Source organism: Trueperella abortisuis (genome assembly GCF_030811095.1).
GTDB lineage: Bacteria > Actinomycetota > Actinomycetes > Actinomycetales > Actinomycetaceae > Trueperella > Trueperella abortisuis.
Map to the genome: position 1 here is coordinate 2,040,583 of NZ_JAUSQL010000001.1, position 16,257 is coordinate 2,056,839.

Below are 16,257 nucleotides of genomic sequence, written 5' to 3' on the forward strand. Positions count from 1 at the left end.
GCTTACCTCATCAGACTCATAGCTTCGGCGCGGGTGGCCGGGTCGTGCATCGTGCCGCGCACCGCAGAGGTCACCGTTCGCGCGCCGGGCTTGCGCACCCCGCGCATCGACATGCACAGGTGCTCCGCCTCGACGACGACGATCACGCCCGTTGCGCCCAACCTCTCGTAGATCGTGTCCGCCACCTGGGTGGTCAGGCGCTCCTGGACCTGGGGGCGGTGGGCGAATCCCTCCACGAGGCGGGCCAGCTTGGACAGCCCGGTCACCCGGCCGTCGGGGCCCGGAATATAGCCCACGTGGGCCACGCCGTGGAAGGGCAACAGGTGGTGCTCGCACATGGAGTAGACCGGGATATCGCGCACGAGCACCATCTCCTGGTGCCCGACGTCGAACACCTTCTCCAGGTGTTCACCCGGATCCTCATCCAGGCCGGAGAAAATCTCCGCGTAGGAGCGGGCCACCCGGCCCGGGGTCTCCCGAAGGCCATCGCGGTCCGGGTTCTCCCCGATGGCGAAGAGGAGTTCGCGCACGGCGGCCTGCGCGCGCTCGAGGTCGACGCTCATCGCCCCTCCCCTCGCGGCTCGTCGGGCTGGTCGCCCGACGCCGAGTGCTCGCCGGAGTCAGCCGTGCCCTCCGGCAGTGGGACCGGGGGCAGGTCGGAGACGGGCCGCTCTGGCGAGGACAGCCACAGCTGGCGATCCGGCGCCTTGACGACGTCGGCGAAGATCTCCTTGAGCTCGCCCTCCAGCACGGTCTCTTTCTCCAGCAACACGGAGGTGAGGCGGTCGAGCACGTGGCGGTTATCCATCATGATCTGCCATGCCTCTTGGGCGGCGCGGTCGAGCAGGGCGCGCACCTCCTCGTCCACGATCCTGGCCAGGTCGTCCGAGTGCTCGCGTGTCTGGCCCCCGCCCATCCTGGTCATCGGATCCGAGTCGTCTGCCGTGAGGCGGACGGCGCCCACCCGCTGCGACATGCCGTACTCGGTGACCATCTTTCGGGCCACGTCGGTGGCCTTCTGGATGTCGTTGGAGGCGCCGGTGGTCGGGTCGTGGAAGACGACCTCCTCCGCGGCGCGCCCGCCGAGCGAGTAGACCAGCTGGTCGAGTAGCTCGTGGCGGGAGGTCGAGTACCGATCTTCCGTGGGCATCACCATCGTGTAGCCCAGCGCCCGCCCGCGCGGCAGGATGGTCACCTTCGTGACCGGGTCGGTGTGGTTGAGCGCGGCGGCGGCTACGGCGTGGCCGGCTTCGTGGTAGGCGGTCATCCGCTTCTCCTTCGGGTTCATCACCCGGGTGCGGCGCTGCGGGCCGGCGATGACGCGGTCGATCGCCTCGTCGATGTCGTCCTCGTCGACCTTGGGGTGCCCGCGGCGGGCGGCGAGCAGGGCGGCCTCGTTGAGAAGGTTGGCCAGGTCCGCGCCGGAGAAGCCGGGCGTGCGCCGGGCGATCGACTCGAGCGAGACGCTATCAACCAGCGGCTTGCCGTCCGCATGGACCTTGAGGATCTGCTCGCGCCCGGGCAGGTCCGGGGCTTCCACACCGATCTGCCGATCGAAGCGGCCGGGGCGAAGCAATGCCGGGTCGAGCACGTCGGGGCGGTTGGTCGCGGCGATCACGATGACGTTGGTGCGCTCGTCGAAGCCGTCCATCTCCACCAGCAACTGATTGAGGGTCTGCTCGCGTTCGTCGTTACCTCCGCCGATGCCCGCGCCGCGATTGCGCCCCACGGCGTCGATCTCGTCGACGAAGATGATCGCCGGTGCGACCTTCTTGGCCTTCGTGAACAGGTCGCGCACGCGCGATGCGCCCACGCCCACGAACATCTCCACGAACTCGGATGCCGAGATGTGGAAGAAGGGCACCCCGGCCTCGCCCGCCACGGCCTTCGCCAGCAGCGTCTTGCCTGTTCCCGGGGGGCCGTACAGCAGCACGCCGCGCGGGATCTTTGCCCCCATCTTGTAAAACTTCTCCGGCGTCGCGATGAACTCCTTAATCTCAGCCAGTTCCTCGACCGCCTCGTCCACGCCGGCGACGTCGGCAAACGTCACGTCCGGCAGATCCGATTCCACGCCGTCGCGCTTGACCTTGCCGAACTCGTTCATCCGCCCCTGCATCTTGGGGATCATCCAGAAGAACAGGCCTACGATGAGCAGCATGGGCAGCATCAGGGACAAGAGCGAGAACAGAATCGACTGCTGGGGGACGAGCGAGTTGTAGCCGTTTTTCGAGTCCGCCTTCTGCACGAGGGCGAGCACCGCGTCACCCTCCGGATCCGTGTACTGGAACTGGACCTTCTTGGTGGGGTCCTCTTCCTTGCCCTCCAGATCCGTGGGCGTGTAGTTATTCTTGAGCCAGATCTGGACGAGCTGGCTGCCATCCGTGACCTGGATGCGTTCGATTGACTGCGACTGCAGGATCTGGCGGCCCTCGCTCGTCTTAATCTGCGTGAACCCGCCGGGGTTGAAGAGGAAGAAGATGAGGACCGCGCCCAGTGTGAGGGCGCCCAAGATCCCCCAGAAGATCCGCCGCTGTCTGCGCTCGCGTTCCTCCTGCTCCTTGCGCTCGCGCTTCGAGAGAGGGTCAGGCTTACCCTTCGGCTTGGCCTTGCGGCCCCGCCGGTTGAAATCCTCCAGGCTGCGTCGCTGTCGATCGGACATTTAACCTCCGTACACGTGGGGAGCGAGGACGCCCACGAAAGGCAGATGGCGGTAGTCCTCGGCGTAGTCAAGCCCGTAGCCGACCACGAATTCATTGGGGATGTCGAAGCCGACGTACTCCACGTCCACGTCGACCTTCGCCGCCTCCGGCTTGCGCAACAGGGTGGCGATCTTGACGGACTTCGCGCCGCGCGTCTTCAGGTTCTGCTGCAGCCAGTCCAGGGTCAGACCCGAGTCGATGATGTCCTCCACGATGAGGACGTTAAGGCCCTCAAGTTCGGTGTCCAAATCCTTGAGGATACGCACCACACCGGAGGTCTTCGTGGAGGCGCCATAGGAGGAGACGGCCATCCAGTCCATGTGGAGGGGCACGGAGATCTGGCGCGACAGGTCCGCCATCACCATGATCGCCCCGCGCAGCACACCCACGAGCAGCAGCGAATCCTCATCCTTGTAGTCCGCACTGATTTGTGCGCCCATCTGGGCTAGGCGCTCCTTGATTTGTTCCTCGGTGACGACGACGTTGACGATGTCGTCTTTGCAATCCTCAAGGTTCATGACTTCTCCGCTCTCTTCAGAGTTAAAAGGTTGTCCCGCCGGTAGGCGTATGCGCCAGGTAGGTGGAGCTCACGATTATTGTCCGCCCCGCACACGAGCCTATCAAGTGCGTCGATATGCCAGTAAACAATGTCACCGGCCCTGCCCACACGCCCCACCGCTTCGCGCAGCACCCGGGTTCGAATGGCCCTCGGCTGGGTGGCGAGCGCCCGCACGTCGATCCCCTCCGATCCGGCGACGTCCCCGCCCACCCGATCCGCGGCCGCGGACAGCGCCTCGTCATCCTCGCGGGCCATCGCCGCCGTGCGGCACAGGGCGTCGACGACGCCGGGACCCAGCGCCTCTTGAAGCGCGGGCATGACTCGGTGGCGGATGTCGGAGCGCCGCAGCGGCCCGCCGGAGGCGCTACGCCAGGGGCCGTCGAGGGCGTTGGTCGGGTCCTCCACCCACGGCAGGTCGAGGTGCCGGCAAACCGCGCGTAGGTCTCCGCGGCGAAGGTGCAGGTAGGGGCGAACCATAGGCACGTCCGGGTGGCCGGGGAGGTGGCCGCGCCGGGCCATCCCCGAAATCGAGCGGGCCCCCGACCCGCGGCCGAGCCCCATCAGCACAGTTTCGGCCTGGTCATCCGCCGTGTGGCCGAGCAGCACGGTGAGCGGGGCGGCGTTCTTCAGCTTCCCGCCGGCGCGCGCGATCTGGGCCAGCCGCGCGTAGCGGGCGGCGCGCGCGTTGCCCTCCGGCCCGTCCCCACCCGAGCTCGCCACCTCCACCCGCGTGGCGATCGGGGTGTCAACCACCCGGCGAAGATACCGTTCCACCGCGAGCGCCTCACGCCCCGACTCCGGGCGCAACCCGTGGTCGATCGTCGCGGAGAGGACCTCGAGCCGGCCGCCGCTCGCCCACATCGCCACCTTCGTCAGCGCCATCGAATCCGACCCGCCGGACACGGCGAGCAGAACCGAGCCCCCGTCGGGGATCGGGGCGAGCGCCTCGCTCATGGCGTGGCGTGCGGCGGTGAGGGCGGGATGCGGGAAGGACATCACATGCGCTCAATCCACGCCGCGGGATCCGACAGTTCGGCCAGGGTGGGCAGGTTCTGCGGCGCGAGCCACACCCGGTTGAAGAACTCCATGCCGCGTTCGCTCACCACGTGCGCCACGAACGCCTCTCCTGCCTTGTACTGCGCAGTCTTGGCATCAAGGCCAAGATGGCGGACGAGGAAGGCGACGATCGGGTTGCCGCCCGCGCGCTTGGCGGCCATCGCGGAGATGATGCGGCGGCGGGAGGGGATGCGCATGGTGGGCACGTTGTTCATCGCGTATTCGGCGTGCCCCTCGAGCAGGGACATGACGGCGGTGACCTCTCCGAACGCGGGTTCGGAATCGGCCCCGGAATCGAAGGCCTGCAGGAGGGACGCCGCGCGCGCAGCCAGCACTTCCTTCAGCCAGGGTGCGGCGGCAAACTGGGTGGCGTGGGTGATTTCGTGGACGGCCACCCACAGGCACAGATCCCGCCGGTCGAGATCGAAGCTCATGCGGAAGGACGCCACGTTCGGCGCCACGAGGTAGAGACGTTCGGGCTGGGAGAACGGGTCGAACTGGCCGAGCACCTTGGCGGCCACCGCCGAGAAGACGATCGAACCCTCCACGGTGCTGACCACGTCACGGCCCTGAAGCAGGTTCTCGACCGAGACGGCGCCGGCGCTGGCCCACGTGGCCCGGTCCACCACTTTTACCTCCACCGAGGCGGCCTGCTCGGCCGCCTCCGCCAAGCCGGTGACGGAGGCGACGATGCCGGGGGCGCGCCGCGCCTGCGCGCGCAGATCAGTGACGAGCGCGCGCGCCTCGGCCGGGCTGACATCCGGACCGCCGCCCGCAAGCACGCGAGCGGTCCGGTAAACCTTGCTGTGATCGATCATGTCTCAAGGTTAATCTGCCCCTCCGACACTCGCGAGAAAAGTCGCTCACGGCGCACACCCTGCCCCGGCGTCGTGAAGCATCGCCGCCTCGCCAGCCCGCGGTTAACCGCACTGGTCTTGGCCGGACCGCCTACAGCTTCGTGAGGCCCGACACGAACGTGTCGATGAGCGCGCGAGACACGGTCGCGGTGCCTTCCTCGAGGTGGTCAAGAAGGATGGAGAAGATAAGCGGATAGCCTGACTCCGTGCGAAGATAGCCCGACAGCGAGATCGCGGTCACGAGCGTGCCCGTCTTGGCCCGCACCTGCCCCTCCGCCTCGGAACCGGCGAAGCGTTCGGCGAGCGTGCCGTCCAGCGCCGCAACCGGCAGGCCCGCGGGCAGGCCGGCGAGCGAGCACTCCTGGCACTTCCACACGTCAAGCAGAATCGCGCTCAGCAGGTCGGCGGTGACCCTGTTCGACACCGACAACCCCGAGGAGTCCGCGAGCACGACGCCACCCATGGGGTAGCCCGCCTCCGTCAGCACCTCGGAAATCGCCTGAGAGGACCCGGCAAACGTGGCCGGCTTGCCCTTCGCGATCGCCACGAGGTGCCCCATCACCTCCGCCACGGAGTTGTCCGACTCGGTCAGCAGCAGATCCACCAGGTCGCGCACCGGCGCGCTCTCGACGCGTCCCAGCTCCGCGGCGTCGTCGGGGGCGCTACCGCGCCTCGCCTCTCCGACCTCAACCCCGGCCCCGCGAAGCTGGGCGGCGAAGGCCTCCCCCGCCAGCAGATCCGGGTCGGCCAGGTAGCCCCGCCCCTGGACGCGACCACGGTCGACGGCGATCGGGCGCAGCTCCATGACGTATCCCCGGTCCGCGCCCTCGATGTCGTCATAGTAGAGCGGGCCCTCGAACAGGGTGGAATCGACGACGAGCTCGAGGGGCTGCGTCACGTCCGTGCGGCTCGCCAGCGCATCGGCGACGTCGGCGGCGAGCTCGCCCAGGCCCGCCCGCCCGCGGATCGCGGTGGGATCGCCCGCCCCCTCAGCGAGTAGCACATCGCCCCCGCCGATCAGGTAGAGCGTGTTGCCCGACAGCGTGGCGCGTGTGGGCAGCGTCGCCTCCGGGCCGAGGGCGTCAAGCGCGGCCCGCGCAGTCACCAGCTTCATGTTCGACGCCGGCGTGGCAGCGCGCGAGGAATCACGGGAGGCGATCACCTTGCCCGTCTTCGGATCCATGACGACCACCGACGTCTGGCCCGTATTCGTCTCCGCGTTCGCGAGGGCGGAGATGAGCCCGTTGACGGCGTCCGCGGTGGGTGCGGACGCGTCCGGCTCGACGACGTCGGGCGGCTGCGCACTGACCTGCGCGAGCGTCGGATACGGCAACGGCTCGGCCGGCTCCGGCTTCGTGGTCAGCGGCCCGGGGACAAGATCCCAGGCGTCAGCGAAGACATAGGCCCCTGCAAGGACGACGATCAGCGCCGCAACGATTCTCTTCCACACCTCGTCATCTTCCCACACCGGCGCCGGCCGCGTGGAAACATGTGCGAAGAAATGCGTCTATCGCGCGCAAAATAGGTCAAGCGCCGGGCTAGAATAGTGGTCAGCTCAACAGCGAAGGAGAGACCAATGGACTTCGACGTCACCATCGAGATCCCGAAGGGGAACCGCAACAAGTACGAGGTGGATCACGAGACCGGGCGGATCCGGCTCGACCGCATGCTCTTCACCTCGACCCGCTACCCCGATGATTATGGCTTCATTGACGGCACCCTCGGTGAGGACGGCGATCCGCTCGACGCGCTCGTGCTCCTCGACGAGCCCACCTTCCCCGGTTGCGTCATCAGGTGCCGCGCCCTGGGCATGTTCCGCATGAAAGACGAGGCCGGCGGCGACGACAAGGTGGTCTGCGTCCCCACCGGCGACCAGCGCGCCTCCTGGCGCACCGAGCTGGAGGACATCTCGGAGTTTCACCGCCTCGAGATCCAGCACTTCTTCGAGGTCTACAAGGACCTCGAGCCCGGCAAGTCCGTGGAGGGCGCCCACTGGGTCGGCCGCGAGGAAACCGAGAAAGAGATCCGCGCCTCCTTCCAGCGCGCCATCGACACCGGCTACTACGACCACAACCCCAACATCCATCCCGACAACATGAAGTAGTCGGCGCGGGCCGGGTACGTGGCAATGAGGAGGCCGCCCCACACCGGGGCGGCCTCCTCACGTGTTGCGTGATTCTTAGCGAACGCGCAGGTAGATCGGGTTACCCCACACCGCGTCCTCCTGGGTGCCCATCGACGGGTTCCAGGCGGCAATGTGCATGCCGTTTCCGGTGTAGATGCCGACGTGGCCGGGCCACCACATCACGTCACCGGGCCGCGCCTGCGACGCCGGAACCTGCCTGTAGGCGCCCCAGAACTGCGTCACGGACTGGCCGGTGCGCCGCGGCGTGGTCACGCCGAAGTGCTGGTGGACGTACCACACAAAGCCCACGCAGTCCCAGCCGCTGGTCGGCGAGACGCCTCCCCACACGTAGGGCGAGCCGACGAACTGGCGGGCGTAGTTGACCAGATCCTGGCCACTGCCCGACGACGGCGCGCTCTGCGCCGCCTTCTGCGCGGCCCTCTCCTGGGCCTCCCGCTCGGCCTTGGCGGCGGCGTCCTTGGCGGCCTTGGCGGCAGCGGCCTTCGCGGCGGCGTCCTTGGCAGCCTTGTCGCGGGCCGCCTTGTCTGCGGCCTCCTTGACCGCCTTATCAGCCGCGGCCTTCTCGGCAGCGGCCCTCGCGGCTGCCTCCCTGTCGGCGGCGATCTTTCGGGCCTGCTCGGCGGCGGTCTTCTGAGCAGCCGCCCGGTCCGCCGCAGCGCGCTGGGCGGCGGCGAAATCAGCGGCTTCCTTGGCCGCCTTCTCCGTGTTGGCCTTGCTCGCACCAGTGGAGTTCTCGGCCTCCTTCGCCAGACGCGCGGCCTCCTTCTCGGCGGCCGCAGCGGCAGCGTCGGCGGCAGCGGCGTTGGCCGTCAGCTGGTCAACGTTGGCCTGCGCGGCGGACGAAAAACGCTCTTGGCTGGACTGCTGCGCCTGCGCGAGCACGAGGGCCGCGGCGGCATCCGCCTTCTCCTTGCGATCCCGCTCGAGCTGGTCGAGGCGCTCCCTCTCGAGCTCCTCGGTGGTGCCACGCTGAGCGGCGAGCTCTGCGGCGAGCCCATCGCGCTGGGCCTGCGCGGAGGCGAGGGTCTGCTGCTGGGCATCGGCGGCCGCCTTGGCGGCGTCGGCCTTCGCCGTGACCGCGTCCGCAGCCTTGGCCTGGGCCTCAGCGGCAGCGTCGGCCTCTTCCTGCATCACGCGGGCGACTTCCTCGAGAGCCTGGAAGCGCTGCACCTTCGAGTCCACCGAGTTCGCGAGCGTGCCATAGACCTGCGAGCGGCGGTTCGCGTCCTCGACCGAGTCCGCGCCGAAGAGGTAATAGGACTGGGTGACCTCTCCCGCCTGATTCTTGTACATCGCCTGCGAGACGGATCCGAGTTCACGACGCGCGACGTCCAGATCGTCCTTCGCGGCGTTCGCCTTCTCCTGGGCGGTCACGGCGGCCGAGATCGAATCTGACAGATCCGACTGGGCGACGATGGAGGCTGCCTCAGCCTCGGCGGCCGCGGCCGTGGCGGCGTCGGATTCCTGGGCCAGGCGGGTCAACTCGAGCTCGAGATCCGCCAGCGTGCGAGCCGTCTGCTCCTGCGCGGCGTACGAGTCATCAATGTCGCTATCCGAAATCGGGGCCGCCTGAGCGGGTAGGGTGATGGACCATGCCAGCCCGAGGGCTGAGATCATTACCAGTGACTTCCGGGCCACTAGCCACCTCCATGTGTGGTATCTACGGGCGTGTCGGCTTGACATCGCTTGTTCACCCATAACCGTATACCCATTCGTTACAAAAGAAAACAAGATAAACAGAATTCACTTGAATTACTTTGATCTCACCGTTCACAATTGTCACACGTTTGCGACCTCGCGTGCGAGCCGGCCGAACGCGCCCCCATGCCCACCGCCGACACGACGACGACCGGCGGTTCACAGGCCAACTGCGCTTCCCCGGTGGTCCGGCCCGGGACCATCTCACACCTTGTCCGCCCGTTGCACCCCCTCGAAACACACCTTATGGTGGTGGACATGAAGCGAATGTAGAGCGGGCACCGGCCCTTGCCTTGGCGGGTGCCCTTGCCATGCCCGTGATCTACGATGAGGACTCCATGACACCCGACGCTTCCTTTCCCCCGTTCCTGGTGGGCTACCCGCCGCTCACCCCGGTCACCGACGCCGCGCCCGTGGCGGACTTCGACACCGGCTACCACCCGCCACTGTCCCGCAAGCCCCTGCCCGCCACCGGCGCCTGGCGCGAGGGCGACGACCCTGGCGAGCGCCAGTTCGCTGATCTCGGCCCCCTCCCGCTTGAGCTCGGCGGCACCATCCCCGTCACCCTCGCCTTCGAAACCTGGGGAACCCTCGCCCCCGACGGCTCGAACGCGATCCTGCTCTGCCACGCCCTCACCGGCGACTCCCACGCCACCTCGAGGGACGGCACCGACGGCTGGTGGCACGACATCGTCGGCCCGGGAAAGGCGATCGACACCGAGCGCTGGTTCGTGGTGTGCCCGAACGTGCTGGGCGGATGCCAGGGTTCGACGGGTCCGGCCTCGACCGCCCCGGACGGCAAGCCGTGGGGCTCGCGCTTCCCGGAGATCACGATCCGGGACATGTGCGCCGCAGAGAAGCTACTCGCCGACCGCCTCGGCGTCCGGTGCTGGGCCCTCATCGCCGGCGCCTCTTTCGGAGGCTGCCGCGTCATGGAGTGGGCCGCCTCCTACCCGGACATGTGCGCCGCGATCGCGGTGCTCGTGGCGGGCCCGGCAACCACCGCCGAACAGATCGCCTACCAGAAGACACAGAACCAGGCCATCGCCCTCGACCCCGCCTTTAACGGCGGCGACTACTACCATCTTCCCGACGGCGCCGGCCCCCACCGCGGCCTGGGGCTGGCTCGCGAGCTTGCCCACATCACCTATCGCAGCCCGCTCGAGCTGCACCAGCGCTTCGGGCGCACCCCGCAGGCGGGCGAGGACCCGTTGGCGGGCGGGCGCTACGCCGTCTCCTCTTACCTCGATCACCACGCCTACAAGCTTGCCGCCCGCTTCGACGCGAATTCCTATCTGACTATCTCGCAGTCGATGATCACCCACGACATCGGGCGCGGTCGCGGCGGGACCCGCGCCGTCGTCGCCGCCCTCACCATGCCGGCACTGGTGGTCGCCGTGGATTCGGACCGGCTGTTCTATCCGAGTGATATGGCGCAGCTCGCCGCCGCCCTGCCCGGCGCGCGCCCGTTGCGCACGGTGGTCTCCGAGTACGGCCACGACGGCTTCCTCATCGAAAACGACCAGGTCACGGCGATCTTGGGCGAGTTCCTCGACGACCTCGGCCTTCGCGCCTTGCCCGCCCCCACGCGCCAGATGCAATAATGTGGGGTATGTCGTGGATACCTGATTTCCTTGGGGACGGCTTCTACCAGCGTGTCCTGCCCCTGCACGACGACGACTACGGCCCCAACCGCGCCACCGTCGTCACCTACCGGCCGGGCGAGAGCGATCCTGCCTTCGCGGTTCTGGCGCTCCACGGCTGGAACGACTACTTCTATCAGTACGAGTTCGCCTTCGAGGTGGAGCGCATGGGCGGCCGCTTTTACGCCCTTGACCTGCGCAAGTACGGCCGATCCCACATTGAGGGGCAGATGTGGGGGTACATCGAGGATCTGTCCACGTATGACGAGGAGATCCACGAGGCGCTTGACGTCATCTACTCGGAACTGGGCGAGACGGTCCCGGTTTTCCTCTACGGCCACTCCACCGGCGGCCTGACCGCGACCCTGTGGGCGGACCGCCACCCGGACGCGCTCGCCGGCCTCATCCTCAACTCCCCGTGGCTCGAGTTCCAGGGCCAGACCGCGTTGCGCCTGGCGAGCCAGCCCCTGCTTGACACGATCCACCGCCTCTCGCCGACCACCGTCATCCCGACGCCGGATAACGGCTTTTACCAGCGGCTTCTTACCGGCTACATGACCGACGACGAGCGGGCCGCCGCCGGAGCCTCCGACGATCCGTTCATGTCCGAGGGCGGCTGGCATCCCGACCCGCGGTACCGCCACATGCCCAGCTTCCCCGTCCGGGCGGGCTGGCTGCGCGCGATCGCGAACGGCCATGAGCGCGTAGCCCAAGGGCTCGACATCCAGTGCCCGATCCTGGTGCTGACCAGCGCACAGACCTTCTACTCCGACACGTGGGACGATCGCATGCGCCGCGCCGACACCGTGCTTAACGTCGAGCAGATCTGGAAGCGGGTGCCGTGGCTGGGGCGGGTGACCACGCTGGTCAAGGTGCCGGATGCCATCCACGACGTGCTACTTTCCCGCCGCTGCGCGCGCACGATCGCCTACGCCTACATTGAGGGTTTCGTCCGCGGCGCGGCCCACTTCTAGCCGCCGGACGAGGGGCCGGGGCGGGGTGAGTGGTCGGCGCGGGCGGGCATCCTGCCCGGAGCCCTTCACCTCTCTACCGTCTCTACCGTCCACAAACTCCCTGGGAAGCAAGGCTAGGCGATGTCGCCGAGGGAACGGCCGTCCGGGGCGAGCCACATTCGCCACCCGTCCGCGCCGATCATTCCCGACGCCGCCACCGCCGCCTCGGACGGATCGGCAAAGATGCCCACGCCCTCCACCACGAGCAGGCCGGCCTCGGTCAGGCGCGCATCGATGTGGCGCCGCCGGCGCCGCGAACGCCATGTCACGACGACGGCGCCCACCTCGGCCACGACGCGGCGCATCCGCGGGAGCGGCTCGGGGTGGGAGTCGGCGGGGCCAGGCACGGCCACGGGCGCAGCGGCGGGGGCCGCCGCGGGTTTAGGAGCGGGAGCCGGGGCTTGCCACGGGTGCATCGCCGCGCGGGTGACTGCCTCCTGGGAGGCCGCCGAGGATACGTGTTCGGAGAAAATGGTGGCGCCGTGCTCCTTCGGGGCGCTCATGTCCCACAGGCGTTGCTCGGGGCGCTTGGATTCGGACAGAAGCTGGTCGTACATGGTGGGGCCCACGTCCCGACGATTCTTCTCCAGCAGTGACAGGGCGTCTTCGCTCAGCGCTCGGCGCGACTCGCGCGAGCTACGGAGGGATTCGGCGGTGGACAAAACCTCCGAGGCCGACCTCTTCGCCGGCCGCTCCTTCTCGTAGCGCCAGCCGCTGATGTCCCAGGCGTCGTCGTAGCGGTGGGCCCGGTCAACGAGGGCCTCCGCCGCGAGCGGGGGCTCGGCGGGTGCCGGGGCGGGGGAATCCGCGGGCGCCGGGGCGGTGGGCTCGTCGGCCGGCGACTCCGCTTCGGCGGCGGTGGGTTCGGGCACCTCCGAGGGCTCGGGGCCGGCTACGCGAGCCTCGCACTCGACCTGATCCGCCTCGCCTTCAGACGCCTTGCCCTCAGACGCCTCGACCTCGACCACCGGAGTCTCGCCCGACCACGGCAGTTCCACCGGCAGGTCCGCCAGCTCGGCGATCTCCACCAGCAGACCCTGCGCGCTCTGGTAGCCCACCACCCGGTGGGCCTCCACCCCGCCCCCACGCAGGGCGTGAATGGGGCGCAACACGTCGGCGTCGTAGGAAAGGGAAAAGATGTGCAGGCGCGAGCCGGGCGACGTGCGCGGCGGAGCGGAGTCGATGAAGGCACGGAAGTCGGCGTCGAAGGAGTCGAGCCCACCGGGGTACATCTGACCGAGCGCCGCGCGGCTCATTTGGGCGTGGCTGCCGGCGCGGGCGAGCGCGGCACTGAAATCGCGCACGGAGAGCCGCTCAACGACGTCGATGCTCACCACCTGCCCGGTGATGTCGAGCGCGAGGAAGGTCTGATCCGCCCAGCCGACGCCGAACAGTGGCTGGCCGATGAACTCGAGGACTTGGGAGCGCACGGCGTCGAGAAGCCCGGCGCTGACCTCGCTGGGCACGGTCTGCGCGGCCGCGACCAAGCGGCCCTGATGCAATGCGAAAACCCCCACGCGTTCTCCTTCCCCCGCCCCTGTTGTTCTCAGCTTACCGGCCACGGAAGTCCGCCGCGTCATCCGCGAAGTGGACTTGCCGACAGGCCACGCCCGGCGGAGTTCCCGCCGCCTTACCGGCCCGCACCCTTGCGCCGCACGTGAACCCCGTCACGCAGCAGCTCGGCAAGGTGAACGCCCTGATCGCCGGCGAGTTGGGCGGCCTGTGTGCGGCAGGAAAAGCCGTCGGCGAGGTAGACGGCGTCGTCGGGGGCGGCGGCGAGCTTGGGCAGCAGATCGTTGCCCGCAACCTTGACCGACACCTCGTAATGCCCCCTCTCCATGCCGAAGTTCCCGGCCAGTCCGCAACACCCGGAGACCGTGGTGAGCTTGGCGCCGGCGCGGCGCAGTAGCTCCGCGTCGGCGCGCCAGCCCATCACCGAATAATGATGGCAGTGCGGTTGAGCCACGATCGTCAGACCGCTGAGGTCCGGCGGCGTCCACCCCTCGGGCCCGATCGGCGCAGGCGCGGTCAGCAGCTCGGCGAGCGTGTACGTCATGTGGGACACCAGGCTGGCGCGCGGGTCGTCCAGAAGGTCAGGCATGTCCTCGCGCAGCACCGCTGTGCACGAGGGCTCCACGCCCACGATCGGGATGCCCGACGCCGCGAACGGCGCCAGCACACCGAGCAGGTGGTCCAGCTCCTTCTTGGCGTGGTCGAGCTGCCCGGTGGTGATCCAGGTCAGCCCGCAACACGTGTCCGAGGGCGGGATGAGCACGGTGTAGCCGGCCCGCTGCAGCACGCCCACCATCGCCTGCGCCCCCGCGGTGTCCAGCGTCTCGGAGAACGAGTCGGCCCACAGCATCACGTACTTCTTAGCGCACTGGCCACTCGCGGCCTCACCGACGACGCCGGGCCTCGCCCCACGCTCGGCGCCCCCGGGCACCCCAACGCCCTCGGCGAGTTCTCCCCCGACGCGGCGCATCGCTTCCTGCTGGCTCTTCGTCAGCGCCGAGAATCGCGTGGTCGCAAATCCTGGCATCTGTCGGCGCGGGTCCAGCCCGGCGACGGCGAAGACCACCTTGCGCAGCGGCGTGACCTTCAGCGCGGCGTTCGCGAGCGCCGCCAACCCCGGCACCGCCGTGACCCAGCGTGCCAGCAGCGGCAGGTTACCGAGCAGGTAGTGGGTGCGCGGGCGGAGCTTGCCCGCATACCCGCGGTAGAGCGCCTCGGACTTGAACTTGGCTAGGTTCACGCCCGTCGGGCAGTCGGCCGAGCACGCCTTGCACGCCAGGCACAGGTCGAGCGACTCGCGCAGGGCGGCGTCGGCGAAACCCTTGATCAGTTTCCCGCTCGTGACCTCCTGCAGCACCCGGGCCCGCCCACGGGTGGCGTCCTTCTCCTCCTTCGTGGCCTGATAGGAGGGGCACATGAAGAATCCCGCGGCGGTGCGATTTGCCCGGCAGTTGCCCACCCCGGTGCAGCGGTGGACGGCGCGGGTGAGGTCGCCGTCGTCCTCACGGAAATGGAAGCCGCCAGCATACGTACTGGGGGCGGCATGAGGGCGGCGCAGGTCGGCGTCGAGGGGCCGCGGGCGCACGAGCACGCCCGGGTTGAGCACATCCTCGGGGTCGAAGAGGGCCTTGACCGCGCCGAACAGCTCGATAACCTCGGGCGGGTACATGCGGGTGAGCAACTCGGAGCGGGCGCGCCCGTCACCGTGCTCGCCGGACAGCGACCCGCCGTAGCGCACCGCCACATCCGCGGCCTCCTCCATGAAGGCTCGCATGATCGCCACCCCGTCCGGGGTTTCGATGGGGAAGTCGATGCGCACGTGCACGCACCCGTCGCCGAAGTGGCCGTACATGAGCCCGTCTAGGCCCTTGGCATCCATCAGCGCGCGAAGATCTCGCAGGTAGGGGCCAAGCTTTTCTGGCGGAACGGCCGAATCCTCCCACCCTGGCCACGCCGCGTTGCCCTTCGGGGTTCGCCCACCGAGCCCCGCGCCGTCTGCCCGGATCCGCCACAGCTCGCTCGCCTCCGGGCCGGGCGGGCAGACCCGGGTAGCGTTCGTGCCGGCGTCGCGAAGGATCGCATCCACGCGCTGCCCTACCACCGACACGTCCTCCCCCTCCTGGGCTCCGACCTCGATAAACAGCCAGCCCCCGCCCTCCGGTAGCTCCGGCACCGAGCCCTTCTTGCGCCGCACCACGTCCACGAGCTGGGCGTCGATGCCCTCCACCGCCAGTGGCGAGTGCGCGAGCAGCGCGGGCACGGCGTCGGCGGCCGCGGGCATGTCGGGGTAGCCGAGCACCACGAGCGTAGGTGCCTGCGCCAGCGGCACCAAGCGCACGACGGCCCGCGTGATAACGACGAGCGTGCCCTCCGATCCGACCAGCATCTTCGCCACGTCGCGCCCAGCCTCCGGGAGTAGATGCTCAAGCGAGTAGCCCGAAACCTGGCGGGAGAACCGGCCAAAGTTACGGCGGATGTCGGCCAGGTGCGAATCCACGAGCCGGGCCAGCCCCGGCACGTCGATCTGACCCGCACCCGCCGTAAAGCGCCGGCCCGTCCCGTCCAGGCACTCGAGGGACACGACGTTGTCTGCCGTGCGCCCCCAGGCCACCGCGTGCGGGCCGCAGGCGTTGTTGCCGATCATCCCGCCCAGCGTGGCGCGGTTTTGGGTGGAGGGGTCTGGGCCAAAGCGCAGGCCGTGCGGGGCGGCGGCCGCCTGCAGATCGCTCATGACGACGCCCGGCTGAACCCGCGCCGTGCGCGCCACCGGGTCAATCTCGATCGCATTCATGTACCTGGAAAAGTCGAGGATCACTCCCTCGCCCACCGCGTTACCCGCCACCGACGTTCCCCCGCCGCGCGCCGTCAGCGGCACCGAGTGCTCCCGGCAGATGCGCAGGACGGCCGCGACGTCGTCGTCGTTCTTGGGGCAGACCACCAGCTGCGGCGGGACCCGGTAGTTCGACGCGTCCGTCGCGTATTCGGCACGGGCGCGATCCGAGGAGTCGACGTCGCCGGCGATGCACGCCGCGATCGTCTTGGCCAAAGTAGGTTTCATGATGCCTCCCTAGAGG

12 protein-coding genes are annotated in these 16,257 nt (G+C 68.8%); 3 read left to right on the forward strand and 9 right to left on the reverse strand.

Features of this window, described 5'->3' with window-relative positions:
* Positions 1-2 precede the first annotated feature (2 nt).
* The 6 genes from folE to dacB all read right to left on the reverse strand — a co-directional run bounded on the left by folE (position 3) and on the right by dacB (position 6,621).
* Positions 3-563, reverse strand: a complete 561-nt coding sequence (gene folE / locus J2S45_RS09230; protein ID WP_296931289.1) for a GTP cyclohydrolase I FolE — start codon at positions 561-563, stop codon at positions 3-5.
* Positions 560-2,659, reverse strand: coding sequence for an ATP-dependent zinc metalloprotease FtsH (ftsH, locus tag J2S45_RS09235; protein WP_307635193.1), 2,100 nt, complete (start codon positions 2,657-2,659; stop codon positions 560-562). The genes folE and ftsH overlap by 4 nt, the downstream gene beginning before the upstream one ends.
* On the reverse strand, positions 2,660-3,217 hold the full coding sequence (hpt, locus tag J2S45_RS09240) for a hypoxanthine phosphoribosyltransferase (protein ID WP_296931292.1): 558 nt from the start codon (positions 3,215-3,217) through the stop codon (positions 2,660-2,662). It lies immediately after the preceding gene.
* Positions 3,214-4,254 carry a tRNA lysidine(34) synthetase TilS gene (gene tilS, locus J2S45_RS09245; protein WP_307635194.1) on the reverse strand — a complete coding sequence of 347 codons (1,041 nt, stop codon included), beginning with the start codon at positions 4,252-4,254 and terminating at the stop codon, positions 3,214-3,216. The genes hpt and tilS overlap by 4 nt, the downstream gene beginning before the upstream one ends.
* Positions 4,254-5,132 carry a zinc-dependent metalloprotease gene (locus J2S45_RS09250; RefSeq protein ID WP_307635195.1) on the reverse strand — a complete coding sequence of 293 codons (879 nt, stop codon included), beginning with the start codon at positions 5,130-5,132 and terminating at the stop codon, positions 4,254-4,256. Before J2S45_RS09250 ends, tilS begins: the two co-directional genes overlap by 1 nt.
* 130 nt (positions 5,133-5,262) lie before the next feature.
* On the reverse strand, positions 5,263-6,621 hold the full coding sequence (gene dacB, locus J2S45_RS09255; protein WP_307635196.1) for a D-alanyl-D-alanine carboxypeptidase/D-alanyl-D-alanine endopeptidase: 1,359 nt from the start codon (positions 6,619-6,621) through the stop codon (positions 5,263-5,265).
* A gap of 126 nt (positions 6,622-6,747) precedes the next feature.
* Between dacB and J2S45_RS09260 the strand changes: the two genes are divergently transcribed.
* Positions 6,748-7,275: an inorganic diphosphatase gene (locus tag J2S45_RS09260; protein WP_270975639.1), complete on the forward strand. Its 528-nt coding sequence runs from the start codon at positions 6,748-6,750 to the stop codon at positions 7,273-7,275.
* A 75-nt stretch (positions 7,276-7,350) separates the two neighbouring features.
* Here the strand turns inward: J2S45_RS09260 and J2S45_RS09265 are convergent, their stop codons facing one another.
* Complete coding sequence (locus tag J2S45_RS09265; RefSeq protein ID WP_307635197.1) at positions 7,351-8,955, reverse strand: C40 family peptidase; 1,605 nt, start codon at positions 8,953-8,955, stop codon at positions 7,351-7,353.
* 398 nt (positions 8,956-9,353) lie between these two features.
* Between J2S45_RS09265 and metX the strand changes: the two genes are divergently transcribed.
* Together metX and J2S45_RS09275 are read left to right on the forward strand one after the other, a co-directional pair.
* A complete protein-coding gene (gene metX / locus J2S45_RS09270) occupies positions 9,354-10,619 on the forward strand; it encodes a homoserine O-acetyltransferase MetX (RefSeq protein ID WP_296931297.1) in 1,266 nt (421 codons plus the stop codon).
* 8 nt (positions 10,620-10,627) lie between these two features.
* Complete coding sequence (locus J2S45_RS09275; RefSeq protein ID WP_307635198.1) at positions 10,628-11,632, forward strand: alpha/beta hydrolase; 1,005 nt, start codon at positions 10,628-10,630, stop codon at positions 11,630-11,632.
* Between the two features lie 113 nt (positions 11,633-11,745).
* Here the strand turns inward: J2S45_RS09275 and J2S45_RS09280 are convergent, their stop codons facing one another.
* On the reverse strand, positions 11,746-13,188 hold the full coding sequence (locus J2S45_RS09280; RefSeq protein ID WP_307635199.1) for a hypothetical protein: 1,443 nt from the start codon (positions 13,186-13,188) through the stop codon (positions 11,746-11,748).
* A 113-nt stretch (positions 13,189-13,301) separates the two neighbouring features.
* Positions 13,302-16,241 carry an FAD-binding and (Fe-S)-binding domain-containing protein gene (locus J2S45_RS09285; RefSeq protein ID WP_307635200.1) on the reverse strand — a complete coding sequence of 980 codons (2,940 nt, stop codon included), beginning with the start codon at positions 16,239-16,241 and terminating at the stop codon, positions 13,302-13,304.
* Positions 16,242-16,257: the final 16 nt, after the last annotated feature.